16 protein-coding genes and 1 pseudogene are annotated in these 18,466 nt (G+C 70.0%); 4 read left to right on the forward strand and 13 right to left on the reverse strand.

The features are described 5' to 3' along the window. Positions 1 to 142: 142 nt before the first annotated feature. The 5 genes from ACMYLB_RS06155 to ACMYLB_RS06175 all read right to left on the reverse strand — a co-directional run bounded on the left by ACMYLB_RS06155 (position 143) and on the right by ACMYLB_RS06175 (position 5,123). A complete protein-coding gene (locus tag ACMYLB_RS06155; RefSeq protein ID WP_415911043.1) occupies positions 143 to 1,033 on the reverse strand; it encodes a branched-chain amino acid ABC transporter permease in 891 nt (296 codons plus the stop codon). Between the two features lie 50 nt (positions 1,034 to 1,083). Further along, entirely contained in the window at positions 1,084 to 1,431 is a 348-nt protein-coding gene (locus ACMYLB_RS06160; protein WP_415910072.1) for a four helix bundle protein, read from the reverse strand. A gap of 63 nt (positions 1,432 to 1,494) precedes the next feature. Further along, entirely contained in the window at positions 1,495 to 2,697 is a 1,203-nt protein-coding gene (locus tag ACMYLB_RS06165) for an ABC transporter substrate-binding protein (protein ID WP_415910073.1), read from the reverse strand. Positions 2,698 to 2,804: 107 nt separating this feature from the next. Then, positions 2,805 to 3,890 (reverse strand): ABC transporter substrate-binding protein, encoded by a 1,086-nt coding sequence (locus ACMYLB_RS06170; protein ID WP_415911044.1) that lies wholly within the window; start codon positions 3,888 to 3,890, stop codon positions 2,805 to 2,807. A gap of 117 nt (positions 3,891 to 4,007) precedes the next feature. Further along, positions 4,008 to 5,123 (reverse strand): ABC transporter substrate-binding protein, encoded by a 1,116-nt coding sequence (locus ACMYLB_RS06175; protein ID WP_415910074.1) that lies wholly within the window; start codon positions 5,121 to 5,123, stop codon positions 4,008 to 4,010. A gap of 94 nt (positions 5,124 to 5,217) precedes the next feature. Here ACMYLB_RS06175 and ACMYLB_RS06180 point away from each other — a divergent pair, with 94 nt between their 5' ends. Then, positions 5,218 to 6,330: an LptF/LptG family permease gene (locus tag ACMYLB_RS06180; RefSeq protein ID WP_415910075.1), complete on the forward strand. Its 1,113-nt coding sequence runs from the start codon at positions 5,218 to 5,220 to the stop codon at positions 6,328 to 6,330. A 7-nt stretch (positions 6,331 to 6,337) separates the two neighbouring features. Here the strand turns inward: ACMYLB_RS06180 and ACMYLB_RS06185 are convergent, their stop codons facing one another. The 5 genes from ACMYLB_RS06185 to ACMYLB_RS06205 all read right to left on the reverse strand — a co-directional run bounded on the left by ACMYLB_RS06185 (position 6,338) and on the right by ACMYLB_RS06205 (position 9,420). Beyond that, a complete protein-coding gene (locus tag ACMYLB_RS06185) occupies positions 6,338 to 7,096 on the reverse strand; it encodes an SDR family NAD(P)-dependent oxidoreductase (protein ID WP_415910076.1) in 759 nt (252 codons plus the stop codon). Beyond that, positions 7,072 to 7,512 (reverse strand): diacylglycerol kinase, encoded by a 441-nt coding sequence (locus ACMYLB_RS06190; RefSeq protein WP_415910077.1) that lies wholly within the window; start codon positions 7,510 to 7,512, stop codon positions 7,072 to 7,074. The genes ACMYLB_RS06185 and ACMYLB_RS06190 overlap by 25 nt, the downstream gene beginning before the upstream one ends. A 99-nt stretch (positions 7,513 to 7,611) precedes the next feature. After that, the gene (locus ACMYLB_RS06195; protein ID WP_415910078.1) at positions 7,612 to 8,115 is read right to left on the reverse strand and encodes a hypothetical protein; all 504 of its coding nucleotides are present in this window, start codon (positions 8,113 to 8,115) and stop codon (positions 7,612 to 7,614) included. A gap of 106 nt (positions 8,116 to 8,221) precedes the next feature. Continuing rightward, entirely contained in the window at positions 8,222 to 8,839 is a 618-nt protein-coding gene (locus ACMYLB_RS06200) for an ATP-grasp domain-containing protein (protein ID WP_415910079.1), read from the reverse strand. Beyond that, positions 8,743 to 9,420 (reverse strand): ATP-grasp domain-containing protein, encoded by a 678-nt coding sequence (locus tag ACMYLB_RS06205; RefSeq protein WP_415910080.1) that lies wholly within the window; start codon positions 9,418 to 9,420, stop codon positions 8,743 to 8,745. The genes ACMYLB_RS06200 and ACMYLB_RS06205 overlap by 97 nt, the downstream gene beginning before the upstream one ends. A gap of 102 nt (positions 9,421 to 9,522) precedes the next feature. Between ACMYLB_RS06205 and ACMYLB_RS06210 the strand changes: the two genes are divergently transcribed. Next, on the forward strand, positions 9,523 to 11,574 hold the full coding sequence (locus ACMYLB_RS06210; protein ID WP_415910081.1) for a YgiQ family radical SAM protein: 2,052 nt from the start codon (positions 9,523 to 9,525) through the stop codon (positions 11,572 to 11,574). A 331-nt stretch (positions 11,575 to 11,905) separates the two neighbouring features. Here ACMYLB_RS06210 and ACMYLB_RS06215 read toward each other — a convergent pair whose 3' ends face one another. After that, complete coding sequence (locus ACMYLB_RS06215; RefSeq protein ID WP_415910082.1) at positions 11,906 to 14,326, reverse strand: ABC transporter permease; 2,421 nt, start codon at positions 14,324 to 14,326, stop codon at positions 11,906 to 11,908. 191 nt (positions 14,327 to 14,517) lie between these two features. Between ACMYLB_RS06215 and ACMYLB_RS06220 the strand changes: the two are divergent. Continuing rightward, positions 14,518 to 16,079 (forward strand): annotated as a pseudogene (locus ACMYLB_RS06220) (oligopeptide:H+ symporter). Between the two features lie 27 nt (positions 16,080 to 16,106). Here ACMYLB_RS06220 and ACMYLB_RS06225 read toward each other — a convergent pair. Both ACMYLB_RS06225 and ACMYLB_RS06230 read right to left on the reverse strand, forming a co-directional pair. Then, entirely contained in the window at positions 16,107 to 16,538 is a 432-nt protein-coding gene (locus ACMYLB_RS06225; protein ID WP_415910083.1) for a hypothetical protein, read from the reverse strand. A gap of 36 nt (positions 16,539 to 16,574) precedes the next feature. Then, positions 16,575 to 17,060 (reverse strand): GNAT family N-acetyltransferase, encoded by a 486-nt coding sequence (locus ACMYLB_RS06230; protein ID WP_415910084.1) that lies wholly within the window; start codon positions 17,058 to 17,060, stop codon positions 16,575 to 16,577. Positions 17,061 to 17,210: 150 nt separating this feature from the next. On the opposite strand from ACMYLB_RS06230, the gene ACMYLB_RS06235 reads away from it, so the two are divergent. Continuing rightward, positions 17,211 to 18,437 (forward strand): hypothetical protein, encoded by a 1,227-nt coding sequence (locus ACMYLB_RS06235; protein ID WP_415910085.1) that lies wholly within the window; start codon positions 17,211 to 17,213, stop codon positions 18,435 to 18,437. Positions 18,438 to 18,466: the final 29 nt, after the last annotated feature.

Here is an 18,466-nt window from a genome sequence, read left to right on the forward strand (position 1 = left end):
CGGCGGACGAAGCCGGGCGGGATGGCCACGAGGAGGCACGAAAAGCGTCGGGCGTGTTGGCGAGATTGTTCCGCGCGCCTATAGGCGCGGTGGAGGTCTGCGACGGCGGACGCGTTTCTTTGTGCCTCTTTGTGGCCATGCTTCAGACCTTCTCCTTCACGTGGCGGCCGAGCAGGCCGGCGGGGCGGAACAGCAGGATCAGGATCAGCAGCGCGAAGGCGATGGCGTCCTTGTAGGTCGACCACTCGCTGCCGTTGACGAAGGTCTCGACGATGCCCAGCAGCATGCCGCCGAGCGCGGCGCCGGGGATGTTGCCGATGCCGCCGAGCACGGCGGCGACGAAGGCCTTCAGGCCGGGCAGCACGCCCATCAGCGGATCGATCGACGGGTAGTTGAGCGCGTAGAGGATGCCGCCCGCCGCGGCGAGCGCGGAGCCGAGGGCGAAGGTGAACGAGATGACGTAGTCGTTGTTGATGCCCACGAGCGACGCGGCCTGCTTGTTCATCGAGACGGCGCGCATGGCGGTGCCGATCTTCGTCCGCATGACGATGAAGCGGAGGGCGAAAAGCAGGAGGAGCGTCACGCCGATCACGACGAGCTGGTTGCTGGAGATGTAGAGGCCGGCGATCTCGTAGCTCGTGACGGGAAACAGCTCGGGGAAGGGCCGTGGGGTGGCGCCGAAGACGAACTGCCCGAGGTTCTCCAGCAGCAGCGAGACGCCGATGGCGGTGATGAGGACGTTGAGCGTCGGGCCGCCGCGCAGCGGGCGGTAGGCGAGGCGCTCGATGACGACGCCGAGCGCGGCGCAGGCGATCATCGCCAGGGCGAGGACGAGCAGGCCGCCCCAGAGCGAGTGCTCGGGCACGAGCTTGCCGGCGTAGTAGCCGACGAAGGCGCCGACCATGAACACGTCCGCGTGCGCGAAGTTGATGAACCGCAGCACGCCGTAGACCATGGTGTAGCCCAGCGCGATGAGTGCAAAGATCGCGCCGAGCGAGATGCCATTGAGGAGCTGTTGGAGGAACTCGGTCAGGGGGCGGGGAAAGTTGAGAGTTGAGGGTTGAGAGTTGAGGGGCGGAACGCTCACTCGAGCGAGCGGCGCAGGCCGGTGAGCATCCGGGAGATTTCTTCCGCATCTCCGTAAAGCCACTCGTAGTCGGCGAGAGAGAGAAAGCCCTCGTTTCGCGCGATTGTGGCTTGGGTTACGACCTCTGAAAGCGAGCCCGAGGCGTAGCCAATAAAGCGCGCGTAGTCGGCGGGCGGACGAGCGGAGCCTTCGGCAACGTTCGAGGCGATTGATACCGCGGCGCGCCGTATCTGGTTCGTCAGCCCGAAGCGTTCGTCGCCCGGGAAACCGCGGGTCAGTCGATAAACCAGCGCGGCAAAGGTCACCCCCTTTTGCCAGACCTCCAGTTTCTCGAAGTTGAACATGCGCGACGAGTGAACCTCTCAACTCTCAACTCTCAACCCTCAACTGGCGCGGGCCAACGCGCCTCACGGCTCGACGCTCTCCAGGTAGACGAACTTGCCGTCGCGGATGGTGAAGATGGCGGCGGACTTGGCGGCGTTGCGCTGGGCGTCGATCGTGATGCGGCCGGTCACGCCGGCGAAGTCCTTCGTTGCCGCCAACGCGTCGCGCACCGCGCGGCCGTCGGTGGAGCCGGCGCGCCGGATGGCGTCGGCGAGGAGCATGACGGCGTCGTAGCCGAGCGACATGCCGGTGTCGGGCTTGAGGCCGAAGCGCTGCGCGAAGCGCGACACGAACGACTGCACAGCGGGGTCGCGCGCCTCGGGCGAGAAATGGGCGGTGAAGTAGCCGCCCTCGACTGCCTTGCCGCCGAGCTCGACCAGCGCGGTGGCGTCCCAGGTGTCGCCGCCGAAGAACGGCATCGTCAGGCCGAGCGCGCGGGCCTGCACGCAGATGAGGGCGGACTCGAGGTAGTCGCCGGAGGCGAAGACGGCGTCGGGCTTGGCGGCCTTGACGGCGGTGAGCTGGGCGCGGAAGTCCTTCTCGCCCTCGGCGTATTTCGGCTCGGCGACGACCTCGCCGCCGTCGGCGGTGAAGCGCTCGCGGAAATACTTCGCCAGGCCGACCGAGTAGGCGGAGCCGTTGGCGACGAGCACGGCGACGCGGCGGGCGTGGAGGCGGTCCTTGGCGAAGCGCGCGAGCACGGTGCCCTGGAAAGGGTCGGCGAAGCAGGCGCGGAAAATGAAGTCCCCGGTCTCGGTCACGCGCGGGTTGGTGGCGGTGGCGGCGACGAGCGGCACGCCCGCGGCCTGGCAGAGCGGGGCGACCTCGAGCGCGGGCGACGAGGCGGTGCCGCTGACCAGCGCGACGACGTGGTCGCGGTGCAGGAGTTTCTTCGCGGAAGTCGCGGCTTCGCCCGGCATCGAGCGCGTGTCCTCGACCAGCAGCTCGACCGGGCGGCCGAGGAGGCCGCCGGCGGCGTTGAGCTCCTCGACGGCGAAGGCGGCGCCGCGGCTGTTGGTTTCCCCGAAGTAGGCCTGCTTGCCGGTCAGCGACGCGAACATGCCGAGCTTGATCGGCTCCGGCGCCGCGTGGGCAAGGAGGGCCAGGGCGACGAAGGCGAGGGCGGCGAAAGCGGTCGCGAGGAGCGCGGTGCGTGGGGAGGTGAGAGCGCCGAAGCACGGAGGGAAGGGAACGGATGCGCTATGGAAGCCCGCGCGCTTCAACACTCAACTCCCAACTGGCCGGGGCGCGGCGAGCCGCGGTCGGGCAGTCGCGGCGCGGGAGCGCGACCGCCGGACGGGCGCGACCGGACCGGCGGGAGGCTGGCGCGGCGTTACGGCGCGACAGCGGTGACGAACTGCGACTTGCCGTCCTTGACGGTGAGTATGACGGCCGCTTTCGAGGCGTTGCGGTGGGCGTCGATCGTGATGCGGCCGGTGACGGCGGGGAAGTCCTTGGTGGCGGCGAGGGCGTCGCGCAGGGCCTTGGGCTCGGTGCTGCCGGCGCGCTTGAGGGCGTCGGCGAGCACGAGCACGGAATCGTAGCCGAGCGCGGCGTAGGCGCCGGGGGCCTCGCCCCAGCGGGCGCGGTAGCGGGCGTTGAAGGCCTGCACCTCGGCGCTGGGATTGTCGGGCGAGTAGTGGGTGCAGAAGTGCGTGCCCTCGACCGCGGCGCCGCCGATGGCGATGAGCGCCGGGTCGTCCCAGCCGTCGCCGCCGAAGATCGGGAGCGTCAGGCCGAGCTGGCGCGCCTGGGCGCAGATGAGGGCGGCCTCGGTGTAGTAGCCCGGCACGATGATGGCGTCGGGCTTGGCGGCCTTGATGGCGGTGAGCTGGGCGCGGAAGTCCTTGTCGCCCTCGGCGTATTTCTGCTCGACGGCGATGGTGCCGCCGTCGGCGACGAAGCGTTCGCGGAAGACCTTGGCGAGGCTGACGCTGTAGGCGCTGTTCACCGAGGTCAGGATGGCGACGCGCTGCGCGTGGAGGGACTCGCGGGCGAACTTGGCCAGGACGACGCCCTGGAAGGAGTCGATGAAGCAGACGCGGAAGATGTAGTCGCCGACCTCGGTGATCTTCGCGTTGACGGCGCCGGGAGCGATCATGGGGATCTTCGCGTTCTGGATGACGGGCGCCGCCTCGAGGGTGCGGATTGACGCCACCTCGCCGAGGAGGGCGACGACGCGGTCGCGGGTGATGAGCTTCTTCACCCCGGTGGCGGATTCGCCCTGCTTGGACTGGTTGTCCTCGGTCAGGAGCTCGAGCGGGCGGCCGAGCACGCCGCCGGCGGCGTTGATCTCCTCGACGGCCAGCAGCGTGCCCCGGTGCGAGCTCTGGCCCCAGGCGGCCTCCTTGCCGGTGAGGGAGGCGTATTCGCCGACCTTGATCGGGTCGGCGGCGTGAAGGCAGGCGGCGGCAGCCAGGGCGCCGCCGAGGACGAAGGGGTAAGGCGGTTCATGCGGGAATGAGCGACAGGCAAAGCCAGCCCTTGCTCCCGCACAATCCCCAACTGGAGGGGCGGCCGCAGGGCCGCGGCCGCGTCAGGGCTGGACCGACTCGAGGAACTTCGCCTTGCCGTCCTTGATCACGACGATGGTGGCGGGCTTGGAGGCGTTGCGCTTCTCGTCGATCGTGATGGCGCCGGTGACGCCGGGGAAGTCCTTGGTCGCGGCGAGGGCGTCGCGGAGCGGCTTGCTGTCGGTGGTGCCGGCGCGCTTCAGGGCGTCGAAGAGCAGGATCGCGGCCTCGTAGCCGAGCGTGGTGGTGGCGTTGGGCAGCTCGCCCCAGCGCTTCTGGTAGCGGGCGACGAAGGCCCGCATGGCGGGCGCGGCGGACTCGTTGGAGGCGTGGGTCGAGTAGTAGGTGCCCTCGACGGCGGCGCCGCCGATGGCGACGAACTCGGGGCCTTCCCAGGCGTCGCCGCCGAAGATCGGGCCGGTGAAGCCGAGAGCGCGGGCCTGTTTGCAGATGAGGGCGCCCTCGGTGTAGTTGCCGGAGTGGAGGATGCCCTCGGCGCCGGCGGCCTTGATGGCGGTGAGCTGGGCGCGGAAATCCTTGTCGCCCTCGTTGTGGCGCTGCTCGGCCACGACGGTGCCGCCGAGCTTGGCGATCTGCTCGCGGAAGTTCTTCGACAGGCCGACGCTGTAGGCGTTGTTGACCGAGGTGAGGAGGGCGACGCGCTTGAGCTTGAGGGTGTCGCTGGCGAACTTGGCCAGGGCGGTGCCCTGGAACGGGTCGATGAAGCAGACGCGGAAGATGTAGTCGCCGATCTCGGTGACGCGCGGGGCGGTCGAGGTGATGGCGATCATCGGGACCTTGGCGTTCTGGAAGACCGGCGCGGCCTCGAGCGAGTGGTTGGACATGTTGGCGCCGAGGACGGCGACGACCTTGTCGCGCGAGACGAACTTCTTCGCGATGGTGGCGGATTCGCCCTGTTTGGACTGGTTGTCCTCGACGATGAGCTCGACCGGGCGGCCGAGGACGCCGCCGGCGGCGTTGGCCTCCTCGAAGGCGAGGAGGACGCCCTTGCGCGCGGCGAGGCCGAAGTCGGCGTCCTTGCCGGTGAAGGCGCCGTATTGGCCGATCTTGATCGGCTCGGCGGCGGACGCCGCGGCGGCGAGGCTGAGGAGCGCGGCGAGGCGAAGGAGGATTTGCATGCGGAGAGGGAAGCGCCCGGCCGGTGCGGAGCAAGACCCGCACCATGACATATTGGCTTGGACACCGGCGGCGCCGTCGCTTGTCTCACCGCACGTGACGCTTCTCGACCGCTATCTCCTGCGCGAATGGCTGAAAATCCTCGGCCTGATCCTGTGCGCCACGATGGGCCTGCTGCTGATGCAGGCGCTCTACGACGACTTCCGCGACCTGCTCGAGATCAACGTCGGGTTCGACGAGATCCTGACCTACTACGCGGTGCTGATGCCGAGCTATTTCTCGATCGTGCTGCCGCTGGCCCTGCTGCTGTCGCTGCTCTTCGTGCTGGGGAAGCTGCATCGCAACAACGAGATCATGGCCATCCGCGCCGCGGGGCTGAACATCTTCAGCACGACGCGCGCGCTCTGGCTGGCGGGCGTGGTGGCCTGCGGCATCACCCTGCTGCTGAACGCCCGCGTGGTGCCGTGGTCGGTGGAGCGCGCGCGCAGCCTGAAGGAATCCTACCGCATCCAGGCGCAGCTGAAGATGCCGATGACGAGCTCGGTCGGCATGGTGCAGAGCGTGGCCTTCGACAACCACCGGGCGAACCGCATGTGGTATATCAACCGCTACAGCCGCATCGAGCAGAAGGCCTATGGCGTCACCGTCTCGGAGCTGGACGCGCGCCGGCGCGAGAAGACGCGGCTCATGGCCCGCGAGGCGGTCTATGACCCGGCGAAGCGGCAGTGGTCCTTCCACGACGGGCGCGAGGTGTGGTTCGACGTCGAGGCGGGCGAGGTGATGCGCTCGGTGGTTTTCAAGGACAAGACCGTGCCGCACTTCAACGAGGACCCGCAGCTGATGCTGCTGATCGACCGCAAGCCCGGCGAGCTGTCGTTCTTCGAGCTGGAGCGCATCGTCGACTACTTCACCGCCGAGGACAACCCGAAGGTCACGCGCTACGCCGTGCGCTACTACGGCCTGCTCGCGGACACGCTCGGGCCGCTGATCATCCTGGCGATCGCGGTGCCGTTCGCGGTGTCGGGCGTGCGCGTCAGCCCGGTGGTGGGCGTGTCGAAGTCGATCGGTCTCTTCTTCGTCTATTACCTGCTGTCGAACGCCGCGTCGCTTTTCGGCGGCAAGGGCTACATGGACCCGTTGTGGGCCGCCTGCCTGCCGAACCTCGCCATGATCGGCATCGGCGCGTATCTGTTCGGGCGGATGCGCTGAGCGCGCCTCAGCGCAGGTAGGAGGCGCCGTTGGCGTCGAGGACGCAGCCGGTGAGGTTGGCCGGGGCCTCGAGGGCGAGCCAGGCGACGGTGGCGCCCATCTCGTCCGCCGTGCCGACGCGGCCGAGCGGGTGCTGCGCGAGCACCTCGGCGGCGCCGGGGCCGGTGAGGGCGCCGACGGCCATGTCGGTGTCGATCCAGCCGGGCGCGACGGTGAAGACGGGGATGTGGTCCGGTCCGAGGGCGCGGGCGAGGGACTGGCCGGTGATGTTGAGCGCGGCCTTGGAGGCGGCGTAGCTCTGCGCGGTCAGCTCGCCGCGGAAGGCGGCGCGGGAGGTGATGTTGACGATGCGGCCGCCGCCGCGGGTGCGGAAGTGCTGCACGGCGAGGTAGGTGAGGTTGGCGGGGCCGAGGAGGTTCGTGTCGATCGTGCGGCGCCAGACGCGCTGCCACTCGGCGTAGCTGGCGGACTTGATCGCGTCGTCCTCGTAGATGCCGGCGTTGTTCACCAGCACGTCGAGGCGGCCGAAGTGCGCGATGACGTCCGCGACGAGCCGTTCGCAGGCGGCGGGATCGGCGACGTCGGCGCGGAACGGCGCGTGGCCCTCGCCGGCGAGCGTCGCGAGCGTGTCGCGGGCGGCGGCGTCGTTGCGGGCGTAGTGGAGCGCGACGCGCGCGCCGCGCCGGGCCAGGTGCTGTGCGATGGCGCGGCCGATGCCGCGCGAGGCGCCGGTGACGAGGATTACGGGAGGAAGTGCGGCGGCCATTTCAGGAACTCGAGGGTGGCGATCCGGTTCCAGTTGGCGAAGAGGATCACGCCCCAGACCACGAAGCAGTTGATGTAGGCGAGAAACACCGCCGCGCTGCCCATGTCCTTGGCGCGCTTGGCGAACGGGCGCTTGGCGAGCGAGATGTCGTCGATCGTCCACTCGATGGCGGAGTTCACGAGCTCCATGATGACGATCAGGAACAGCGAGAAGACCATCACGGCGGTCGAGACGGCGTTGACCGGCAGGATGATCGCCAGCGGGGTGAGGAAGGCGACGAAGAGCAGGTCCTCGCGGAACGACGGCTCGTGCTTCAGCGCGGCCCAGAAGCCCTCGAGCGCGTAGCGCACCGAGTGGAAGAAGTTCTGGAAACTCCGCGTCTTGTTCTCGGGCTGGATGGGCGCGTCGTCGGACATCGCAGGCAGTCCAGCGGGACGCCCCGCGGGCGACAAATCGAAAGTGCGTCTCCGGCGCCGCCCCCGCGCCGGTGGGAGCGGGGCATGGCGGCGCGACGCTCAGCCCGCCAGCACCCGGAAGCCGTGGCCGGAGGCGTGTTCGAGGCCGATGGCCTTGATCGCCTGCGCGATCGTCTCGTCGTGGCAGCCGATGAACTCCAGCAGGCGGCGGACGAAGCGGGCCTTGGTGGCGTCGTCGATCGTCATCACGGCCCAGAATTGCGTGCCGTCGATCTGGCGGGCGTGGTTGTGGGTGCGGACGTCGTTCACCTCGTCGCGGCTGAGCATGAGGTAGCGGCGGGCGCTTTCCTGGTGGGCGATGAAGTCCGCGAAGTCGCACGCGTAGTTCTTCGCCGCCCAGGCGAGCAGGGCGAGGTAGCGCTCGGTCAGGTGCGGCAGGGTGGTGAACTCGGCGCTGACGAGGTAGAAGAGCAGGTGGTCGCCGGCGAGGGGCTTGCCGGCGCCGAGGAGCGACGCCAGCACTGCGGACGGGGGCAGGTTCTTGGCGGCCGCGAGCCGCTCGAGGGCGGCAAAGGCCTCATCGCTGAGCTCCACGTGTTTCATACCGCCAAGATGCGCGCCGGACGGCGAATCGCAACGGCGATGCGACGAACGACCGGGCGACCGGGTCGAACCGCTCCGCGGGTGCGCTCGAAGGTGGCCCGGCGGATCAGTCGGTCGCCTTGGCCGGCGGCGGCGCGCTGGCGTGGAAGTCGCGCTGCACGCGCGCGAGGTAGTCGGCCTGCAGCTGCTCGACGCGGGCGAAGCTGGGCGAGCGCCAGACAAGGCCGACGTGGTGGCGCTTCCGGTGGCGGATCACGACCTCGGGGTCGGCAAAGACGGAGAGGTCGGGCCACTCCTGCCTGGCGAGCGACATGATCAGGCCGGCGTAGTCGCGCCGCCAGAGCGGCACGCGGTAGGCGGACTCCTGCGTCTCGACCTTGGCCCACTCGCGCCAGAGGTTGAGGCCGGTGGCGGTCTCGATCAGGTCCATGATGTTCGCGCCGCCGACCCGGGCGGAGGTCTCGAGGAAATGGAAGGTGCCGTCGGCGGCCTGGATGAACTCCGTGTGCGAGGCGCCGCGGACGTGCCCCATCGCGCGGAGCACCTTCTCGTTGGCGGCGACCAGCGCGCGCTCCTCGGCCGAGCCGTGCTCGCAGACCACGGTCGAGAAGACGCCGCCGCCGTGCATCACCGCGAGCGGCGGGGCGCCGTAGCGGCTGGCGAGGGCGAAGACCACCTGGCGGTCGTTGACGATGCTGTCGACGTGGTAGACGCGGCCGGGCACGAAGGCCTCGAGCAGGTGGAACGACTGCTCGTCACCGAGTGCGTCGAGTTTCGGCCAGAGGTCGTCGGGCCGCTCGATCCGGTGGATGCCCAGCGCCGAGGCGGAGAGGCGGGGCTTGAGCAGCCAGGGCCGGGCACGCGGGCCATGAAGGCGCGGACGTCGTCGTAGTTCGCCACGTGGGTGAACTCCGGCACGGGGATGCCGGCCTCGCGGGCCTTGAGGCGCATGGCGAGCTTGTCGCGGAAGTAGCGCGCGGTCGTCTCGCCCATGCCCGGGATGCGCAGGTGCTCGCGCAGGGCGGCGGCGGTCTCGACGTCGAAGTCGTCGAGCGCGACGAGGCGGTCGATCCGGCGGCGGCGGGCGAGGTAGCTGACGCCCTTGATCACGTCGGCGCGGTTCCAGACCTTGTCGACGTCGGGCATGTAGAAGATCTCGTCGATGGCCTCGCGCGGCCACTCCTCGTGCTCGAGCGATTTCGAGGTCAGGAGGAGGACGATCCAGCCCTGGGCCTTGGCCTCGCGCAGGAACTCGAAACCCTTGTGGAAACTCGCGAGGCAGAGGATCGTGCGGGGCTGGCTCATGGCGGGGCGGGGTAGCAGGGACAATGCCGGGCCGCGGCCGGCGGTCAAACGAGCAAACACCCGGCTTGCCTCCCGCCCCGTGCGCGCCACCTTCCGCCGCAGATGTCCACCACCCACGAGAAAGACCCGACCTGGGATCCGGCCCGCTGGCTCCCGACGACGCGCGACGAGATGGCGGCGCGCGGCTGGGACGAGGTGGACGTGATCCTCGTCTCCGGCGACGCCTACGTGGACCACCCGGCCTTCGGCACCGCGGTCGTCGGGCGGCTGATCGAGCGCGAGGGCTTTCGCATCGCGATCCTGGCGCAGCCGAACTGGCGCGATGACCTGCGCGACTTCAAGAAGCTGGGCCGGCCGCGCTACTTTTTCGGCGTCACCGCGGGCTGCATGGACTCGATGGTCAACCGCTACACCGCGGCCAAGAAGCTCCGCAGCGAGGACGCCTACACGCCCGGCGGCGCCCACGGCTTCCGGCCGGACTACGCGTCGACCGTCTACTCGAAGATCCTCAAGCAGCTCTATCCCGACGTGCCCGTGCTCCTCGGCGGCATCGAGGCCAGCCTGCGGCGCGTGACGCATTTCGACTACTGGTCGGACCAGCTCATGCCCGGCATCCTCGCCGACAGCGGCGCCGACATGCTCGTCTACGGCATGGGCGAGCTGCCGTTGATGGAGGTGCTGCGCCTGCTGAAGCGCGGCGTGCCCTTCTCCTCGCTGACCACGATCGCGCAGACCGCCGTGCTGCTCCCGGCCGGCGAGGCGGCGCCGAAGAACAAGAACTGGGACGACTTCGAGCTGCATTCGCACGAGGAATGCCTCGCCGACCGCGCGCGCTACGCGGCGAATTTCAAGAACATCGAGACCGAGTCGAACCGCGTGAAGGCGCGCCGCCTCCTCCAGCGCGTCGGCGGGCGCCTGCTCGTGGTCAACCCGCCCTATCCGACGATGACCGAGGCGCAGATCGACTCGTCCTTCGACCTGCCCTACACGCGCCTGCCGCACCCGAAGTATCGCAAGCGCGGGCCGATCCCGGCCTACGAGATGATCAAGCACTCGATCAACATGCATCGCGGGTGCTTCGGCGGCTGCAGCTTCTGCACCATCTCGGCGCACCAGGGGAAGTTCGTCGCGTCGCGCTCCAAGGCCTCGATCCTGCGCGAGGTCGAGGCGGTGAAACAGATGCCGGACTTCCGCGGCACGATCAGCGACCTCGGCGGCCCGAGCGCGAACATGTATAAGATGAAGGGCAAGGAGCAGTGGATCTGCGACGAGTGCGTCCGCCCCTCCTGCATCTGGCCCGACGTCTGCCGCAACCTCGACACCGACCACACCGCGCTGCTCGACATCTACGAGTCGGTCCGCAACACCGAGGGCATCAAGCACGCCTACGTCGCCAGCGGCATCCGCTACGACCTCTTCCTCCACGACAAGGGCGCGACGCCCGAGGTGAAGGCGAGCCACGAGAAATACATCGAGGAACTCGCCGCGCACCACGTGCCCGGCCGCATCAAGGTCGCGCCTGAGCACACCAGCGACCACGTGCTGCGCATCATGCGCAAGCCGAGCTTCAACCTCTTCTACAAGTTCAAGGAGAAGTTCAGCGCCGCCGCCGCGAAGGCGGGCAAGCCCGACATGCCGGTGACGCCGTATTTCATCAGCTCGCATCCCGGCTCGCGGCCCGAGGACATGGCCGACCTCGCGCTGAAGACCAAGGACCTCGGCTATCGCCTCGAGGCGGTGCAGGACTTCACGCCCACGCCGATGACGGTCGCGACGGAGATCTACGCCACCGGCGTGCATCCCTACAACGCGCAGCCGGTCGAGGTCGCGCGTTCGCCGGAGGAAAAGCAGACCCAGCGCAGTTTCTTCTTCTGGTATAAGCCCGAGATGAAGGCCGCGCTGCGCGCCTCGATGCAGCGCCTGGGCCTCGACGAGGTCGCGCACCGCCTGCTCGACGAGAAGCGGAAGACGCGCAACGTCACGCCGACGCCGCACATCACGCCCTGCGGCCTGAACGCCGCGGAGCTCCGGCCCGGCGCGCGCCTCGCCGCCGCGACCCAGGGGCGAAGCCGCCCCGCAGCGCGGAAGCGCCGGCGGCTCCGAAGGCGAAGAAACCGTCCGGCCTCGACCAGCTGTTGCGCGCCGCGGGCGTGAAGCTGCCCGAGCGGAAACCCTGACCCGCTCAGCTCTCGCGGAACAGCGCCACCCACTGCAGCAGCAGCGGTGCGGCGAACGGCACGTGGGCGAGTCCGACGGTCACCAGGTCGCGCGAGGGCGCGGTCTTCATCGCGGCGCCGGGGAAGCCGGAAGGTGGTCGACGCCGTTCCAGGCAAACGCGGCCAGCATCGCGGCGAGCGCGAGGACGGCGGCGGAGCGCAGGAGGAATTTCGTTTTCACGGCGGGCAGCCAAGCAGGTCGGCCCCGCGGCCACAAGCGGCCGGTCGTTACACGCGCGCCGTTTCTTTCGTCCGGCGCGCGCGGGGCTTCATTCGGTGCGGAGCGCCTCGGTCGGCGCCACGCGGGCGGCGCGGCGCGCGGGCAGCCAGCAGGCGAAGAGCCCGATGGCGGTCAGCAGCGCCGTGACGGAGACGAACACCACCGGATCGGTGGGCGAGACGAGGCTGAGGATGCTGTCGAGCAGGCGCGTGGTGGCGAACGCGCCGGCGAGGCCGAGGACGAGTCCGAGCGCGAGCTGCCGGACGCCGCGCGCGAGCATCAGGCGCACGACGGCGGCGGCGGTGGCGCCGAGCGCCATGCGGATGCCGATCTCGCGCGTGCGGCGCGCGGTGGTCTGGGCGACGACGGCGTAGATGCCGACGGAGGCCAGGAGCAGCGCGATGACGGCGAAGGTGAGGAACAGCGCGCCGAAGACGGCGAGGAACCAGTTCTCGTGTTCGATGGCCTCGTGCAGCGTGCGGACCTCGAAGAGGGGTAGGTCCGGATCGAGCTCCTGGATGGCGGCGCGCACGGAGGGCACGAGCGCGGCCGGATCGCCCGGGGTGCGCAGCATGACGCCGATCCACGCCCACGGCTCCTGGCGGTCGGAGAGGAAGGCCAGCGGCGGGGCGTCGCGCTGTTGGGTGTGCTGGACAAGGTCGCCGCTGACGCCGACGACCGTCACCCACGGGCCGACCCGGCCGTCGAGTCCGGTGAGGCGGAAGCGCCGGCCGATCGGCGAGGCGTCGGGCCAGTAGCGCGCGGCGAAGGCGCGCGTGACGACGGCGGCCTCCTTGCCGGTGGCGCCGTCGGTGTCGTTGAGGCCGCGGCCGACGAGGACGGGCAGGTTGATTGCGGGCAGGTAGTCGGGCGTGGCGAACACGACCGAGGCCTGGAACGGGTGCTTCGGATCGGGCGTCGACCGGCCCTCGATCTCGACGGCGCGCTGCTGCGAGCCGAGGCCGGGGAAGTCCGAGGTGAGCACGGCCTGGGCGACGCCCGGCACGGCGGCGAGGCGCTGCTGGAGGCGTTCGTGCATCGCCTTGCGCGCCTCGGGCGACTCGTAGCGCTCGCCCTTGCCGTCGGGCAGCGCGAGGCGGACGCCGAGGATCTCGTGCGCGGGCACGAAGGGATTGATGCGCTGCACGGCGAGGAAGCTCTTCACCAGCAGGCCGGCGCCGGCGAGGAGCACGACGGTGGCGGCGAACTGGAACACCACCAGCGCGGCGGTGAGCTTGCCGCCGCGGGCGCTGCCGCCGGCGGCGGCGCCGTCCTTGAGCGCGGTGTTGAGGTCGACGCGCGAGGCGCGCAGCGCCGGCACGAGGCCGAAGACGATGCCGCTGGCGACGGAGATGACGGCGAAATACGCGAACGCGCGCCAGTCCATGGTGAAGAGGATCCAGTAGGGCTTGCCGACGTCCTGCGTCGCCAGGTCGAACGCATGGATGCCGAACTGCGCCAGGCCGAGCCCGAGCGCGCCGCCGATCACGCTCAGCAGCACGCTCTCGATCAGGAGCTGGCGGATGATCTGCCGGCGCGAGGCGCCCATCGCGGCGCGGACGGCCATCTCGCGGCCGCGCCCGACGGCGCGGCTGAGCATCATGTTGGCGACGTTGGCGCAGGCGATGAGCAGCACGAAGCCGACGGCGCCGAGCATGAGCAGGAAGATGAGCTTGATCGGGCCGCCGTTGAAGAGGTCGTGGAAGGTCTGCACCCGCGGCGTCACGTCCTTGTTGGTGTCGGGGAACTCCTTCGCCTGGCGGGCGGCGATGACGGCGAGGTCGGTCTGGGCCTGGCCGATGCTGGTGCCCGGCCGGCGCAGGCCGAAGAGCATCAGCGAGCGGTTCTTCCGGTCCTCGCGTTCCGGGGTGGGGGTGAGGGCGGTCCAGAGCTCCTCGTTGTCCGGGAACTTGAAGCCCTCGGGCATGACGCCGATGATGGTGGCGGGCTGGCCGTTGAGGCGCACGGTGCGGCCGACGACGTCCGTGGCGCCGGCGTAGCGCTGCTGCCAGACCTGGTGGCTGAGCATGAGCACGGCGGGCGCACCCGCCTCGCCGTCGGCGGCGGCGAAGGCGCGGCCGAGGACCGGCGGGGTCTTGAGCAGGGCGAACATCCCCGGCGAGACGATGCCCAGGCCGTAGCGCTCGGGCGGGTTGCCCGGCTCGGCGATGATGCCGCTGCCGCGGCCGACGGCCTCGAGGCCCTCGAAGGTGCGGTTCTGCTCGCGGTAGGCGCGGAACTCGGCGAGCGAGACCGGGCCGCGGTTGTAGCGGTTCTCCGGCCACTGCTGGGTGACGACCGCGAGCCGCTCGCCGTCGGGCACCGGCACGGGCTTGAAGAGCACGGCGTTCACCAGGGTGAAGACGGTGGTGTTGACGCCGATGCCGAGCGCGAGGGTGACGATGACGGCGGCGGAGAACCAGCGGTAGCGGACGAGCTGGCGGAGGGCGAAGCGGAGGTCGGAGAGCATCGGAGCGGGGAGGCCAATGACGCGGCCTCGCGGCGCGGGAAGGCGGCGAGGATGGGCGTCGAGTTGGACCCAGAACCCGCGCCCGGCGGCCGGAGTTGCAGGAAATTCCCGCGGCCGCCGGCGCCGGGCGCGCGCCGGCGACTCGTCCCTTGTGTTTTGGCGCGCGTCTCCCCAGCTTGGGCGAAAACCCCATGAGTTCCGCGAGTGCGTCCGCTCCGGCGGCAAACGAGACGGCGAAGGTCCCCATCCCGCGCCAGATCCCCTACATCATCGGCAACGAGGGCTGCGAGCGCTTCAGCTTCTACGGCATGCGGAACATCCTGACGGTGTTCCTCGTCTCGTCGCTGCTCACGCATCTGCCGGAGGCGGACCGCGCCGGCGCGGCCAAGGACGTCTTCCACACCTTCGTGATCGGCGTGTATTTCTTCCCGCTGCTCGGCGGCTGGATCGCCGACCGGCTCTGGGGCAAATACAACGTCATCTTCTGGCTCAGCCTGGTCTACTGCGTGGGGCAGGGGATGCTCGCGCTGTTCGTGGACAACCGGGCCGGCTTCTACGCCGGCCTCTTCCTGATCGCGCTGGGCTCGGGCGGCATCAAGCCGTGCGTGTCGGCGTTCGTGGGCGACCAGTTCGACCAGACCAACAAGCACCGGGCCAAGGTGGTGTTCGACGCGTTCTACTGGATCATCAACTTCGGGTCCTTCTTCGCCTCGCTGCTGATGCCGGTCTTCCTCAAGGAACTCGGGCCGGCGGTCGCGTTCGGCATTCCCGGCGCGCTGATGTTCGTCTCGACGGTCATCCTCTGGGCGGGACGGAAGCAATACGTCATGGTGCCGCCGACGCCGCCGGATCCGCACTCGTTCCTGCGGGTGTGCGCGACGGCGCTGCGCTCGGGCGCGGCGGGCATGGCGTGCGCGGCGGTGGGCGTGGCGCTGGCGATCGGCGCCTTCGTCTGGCTGCCGGGATTCGAGAATCTCGTGAAGGCCGTCTGCCTCGCGCTGGTGGCGATCATCGCCTGCGGCGGCATCGGCGTGCGGCTGCAGCTCGAGGCGCGCGCGGCGCGCACCCGGACGAGGCGGTCGAGGGCGTGCGCGGCGTGCTGCGCGTGCTGGTGCTCTTCGCGCTGGTCACGCCGTTCTGGTCGCTCTTCGACCAGAAGGCCTCGACCTGGGTCCTGCAGGCGAACGCGATGACGAAGCCGTCGTGGTTCCAGTCGTCCCAGATGCAGGCGCTCAACCCCGCGCTCGTCATGCTCCTCATCCCGCTGAACAACCTCGTGCTCTTCCCCGCGCTGAAGCGCCTCGGCTACGAGATGACGGCGCTGCGGCGCATGACGCTCGGCATCGCGCTCTCCGGCGTGTCGTGGGTCATCGTCGGCTGGATGCAGCTGGTGCTCGACGGCGGCACGGCGTTCACCATCACGTGGCAGGTGCTGCCGTATGTGTTCCTGACCATGGGCGAGGTGCTGGTGTCGGCCACCGGCCTCGAGTTCGCCTACAGCCAGGCGCCGCAGTCGATGAAGGGCGCCCTGATGAGCTTCTGGCTGCTGTCGGTGACGATCGGCAACCTCTGGGTGCTCGTGGTCAACGCGGCGGTGAAGAACGACGCCGTGACCCAGGCGATCGCGACGACGGGCTTCGGCGTGACCGCGTTCCAGATGTTCTTCTTCGCGGCTTTCGCCTTCGTGGCGGCGGCGATCTTCGGCCTCGTGGCGCGCGGCTACACGGTGAAGGACCACTACCGCCGGGCCTGAGGCGCCGCCCCGCGGGCGCCGGCCGCCTCAGTCCGCCTTCGGCACCGCCTCGCACGTGCGGCGGCGGTGCTCGGCCAGCTGCTTCGCCGCGCACTCCGGGCAGATGCCGTGGCTCGTGCCGGTGGCGAACTTCGAGTCGAAATAGTCCTCCATCGAGAGCCACTGGTCGTTGTGGCCGACCTTGCGGCACCAGGCGCAGATGAGCAGGAACTCCTCCAGCTCGTGCAGGCGCTGGAGCAGCCGGCGGGTCGAGAAGTGCACGATCGCCCACACCACCACCACCGTGCCGGTGCGCACCAGTGCCCGCGTCCAGAGGAACTCGACCGACTCGTCGAAGAGGTAGTGCGGGAGGCGGGTCCACTCCACCAGCCACATGATGGCGACGAGGATGGAGAAACCGATCGTCTGCCGGCGAAGGATGCTGCGTCCGCTGACGTGCGTGGGACGGGAGGGTGACACGTCCTCCATGCAGTGAGCCCCCGGGCGGGCGGCAAGTCATTTCCCGGTGTCCGCCGGGCCGTTGACCCGTTCGTAACAGCGGCTCAACGGGTCCGCGCGGTAGGGCGGGAACGGCGGGATGCGCCGGAACCCCGCGCGTTCGTAGAGGCGGATCGCCGCCTGCTGGTGGATGCCGGTCTCCAGCCGGAGCCGGTCGAGGCCGTGCGCGCGGACGTGGGCGGCGAGGCGGTCGATCAGCTGCGCGCCGAGGCCCCGGCCGCGGAACGCCGGGCGGACATACATGCGTTTCAACTCCCCGAACGGCGGGATGGCGTCGGGGAAGAGCTTGATGCCCCCGCAGCCGGCCGGCGCGCCGTCGACCCGCAGGACGAAGAACGCGACCTGCTGCGCGATCAGCTGCTGCACGTCGAACCCGTGGCGGCTTTCCGGCGGGTAGAACGATTCCAGGTGCGCCTGCAGCTCGTCGATCAGCGCGCGGGCGTCGGCGGTGTCGGGGCGCTCGGGGGCGAGGGTGACGTTCATGCCGCGCCCGCAGCAGGCGGCGGACCAGCCGACCGGCCGGCCGCCGGGGAGGCGGGGTTGCGCTTTTCCGCAGGCGCAAATGCGGGCCGGCCCGGATGCGGCCGGCGGCTCGTTGCCCTACAGTGAGGCGTTTCGCCCCCGCCTGCCGCCATGTCCTCGATCAACGCCTCCGGATCGTCGCCGCTTCTCGCGCACGATCGCACCGCCTTCGCCGCCACGCTCCAACGCAGTTTCGGACGCCTGAGCGGGACGGCGGACACCGAGGCGGACACGCCGGCGTGGGCCGCCCGTTTCTCCGCCGCGTCGCAGCGGCTCGCCGACCACCACGCCGCTGCGCAGCAGGAAGCGGCCTGGCAGCAGGCGACCGACCTCCTCACGCGCATCGGCGAGCTGCGCGACCTCGCGGCCGATCCCGCCGCCAGCGCCGACCAGCAGGCGGGTTACGGCGAGGAGTTCGCGCAGCTGCAGCAAAGCCTCGTGGCGCTCAACGAGCCCTTCAATGGCAGTCCCCTCCTTTTCGATACGGACGCCGCCGCAACGGTCAGCGAGAATTCCGGCGCCGCCTCCAAGGATGGGGCGACATCGGGTCCGGTGTCGGCGGCGTCCGTGTCGTTTGCCGACGATTTCTCGACCGCCGACAACTGGGTGTCGACCGACGGCGCGCTTGCCGTGAGCGACGGCACCTTCTACCCGAACGCCAGCGGCGGTTTCGGCGCGGTGCAGGCGAAGCAGGCGTTCCGCGGGCCGATGGAGATCACCTTCGACCTGTTCCTGCCCGGCGCCTTCGACTCGCTCGACCTCACCATCGGCGGCACGTCGATCTCGAACCTCACCGACACGGTCAACACGAACAAGTGGCAGCAGCACAGCGTCCGCATCGTCTATGACGGCGTGGACACGGCCTCGACCTACGTCGACGGCGCCGACACGCCGGCCGACCAGCGCAGCGGCCTGGGCGCGCTTTCCGGCGTGCTCGGCCTGACCAACTACGGCGAAGGCTCCGCGCGCTTGCGCAACTTCTCCCTCACCGCGCGCGAGGGCACCGCGGCCGCCCCGGCCGCCGCGGCGGACGCCGCCGCCCAGCCGGACGCCAGCAAGCTGGCCGAGGTGGCCCGCGCCGACGAACTCCGCGCCCTCGACGCCCAGACCATCCAGGATGCCTTGAACGAAATCTCCGAACAACAAGCCGACTCCGCCGGCGAATCGAACGCCTTCGACGCCTCGTCCGAGAGCGGCGAGACCGACGTGCTCGCCAGTTCCGCCGCCGCCGAGGCCAGCGCCGCGGAGGCGCGCCAGCAGCTCCTGCTCGACTCCGCCGCGGCCTTCGCCGCCCAGGCCAACGTCGACGGCTACAACGCCCTCGCCCTGCTCGGCTGAGCCGGCGGTCCCGCGCCGCCCTCGTTGCC

Origin of the sequence: Oleiharenicola sp. Vm1, assembly GCF_047777955.1 — a bacterium.
GTDB lineage: Bacteria > Verrucomicrobiota > Verrucomicrobiia > Opitutales > Opitutaceae > Didemnitutus.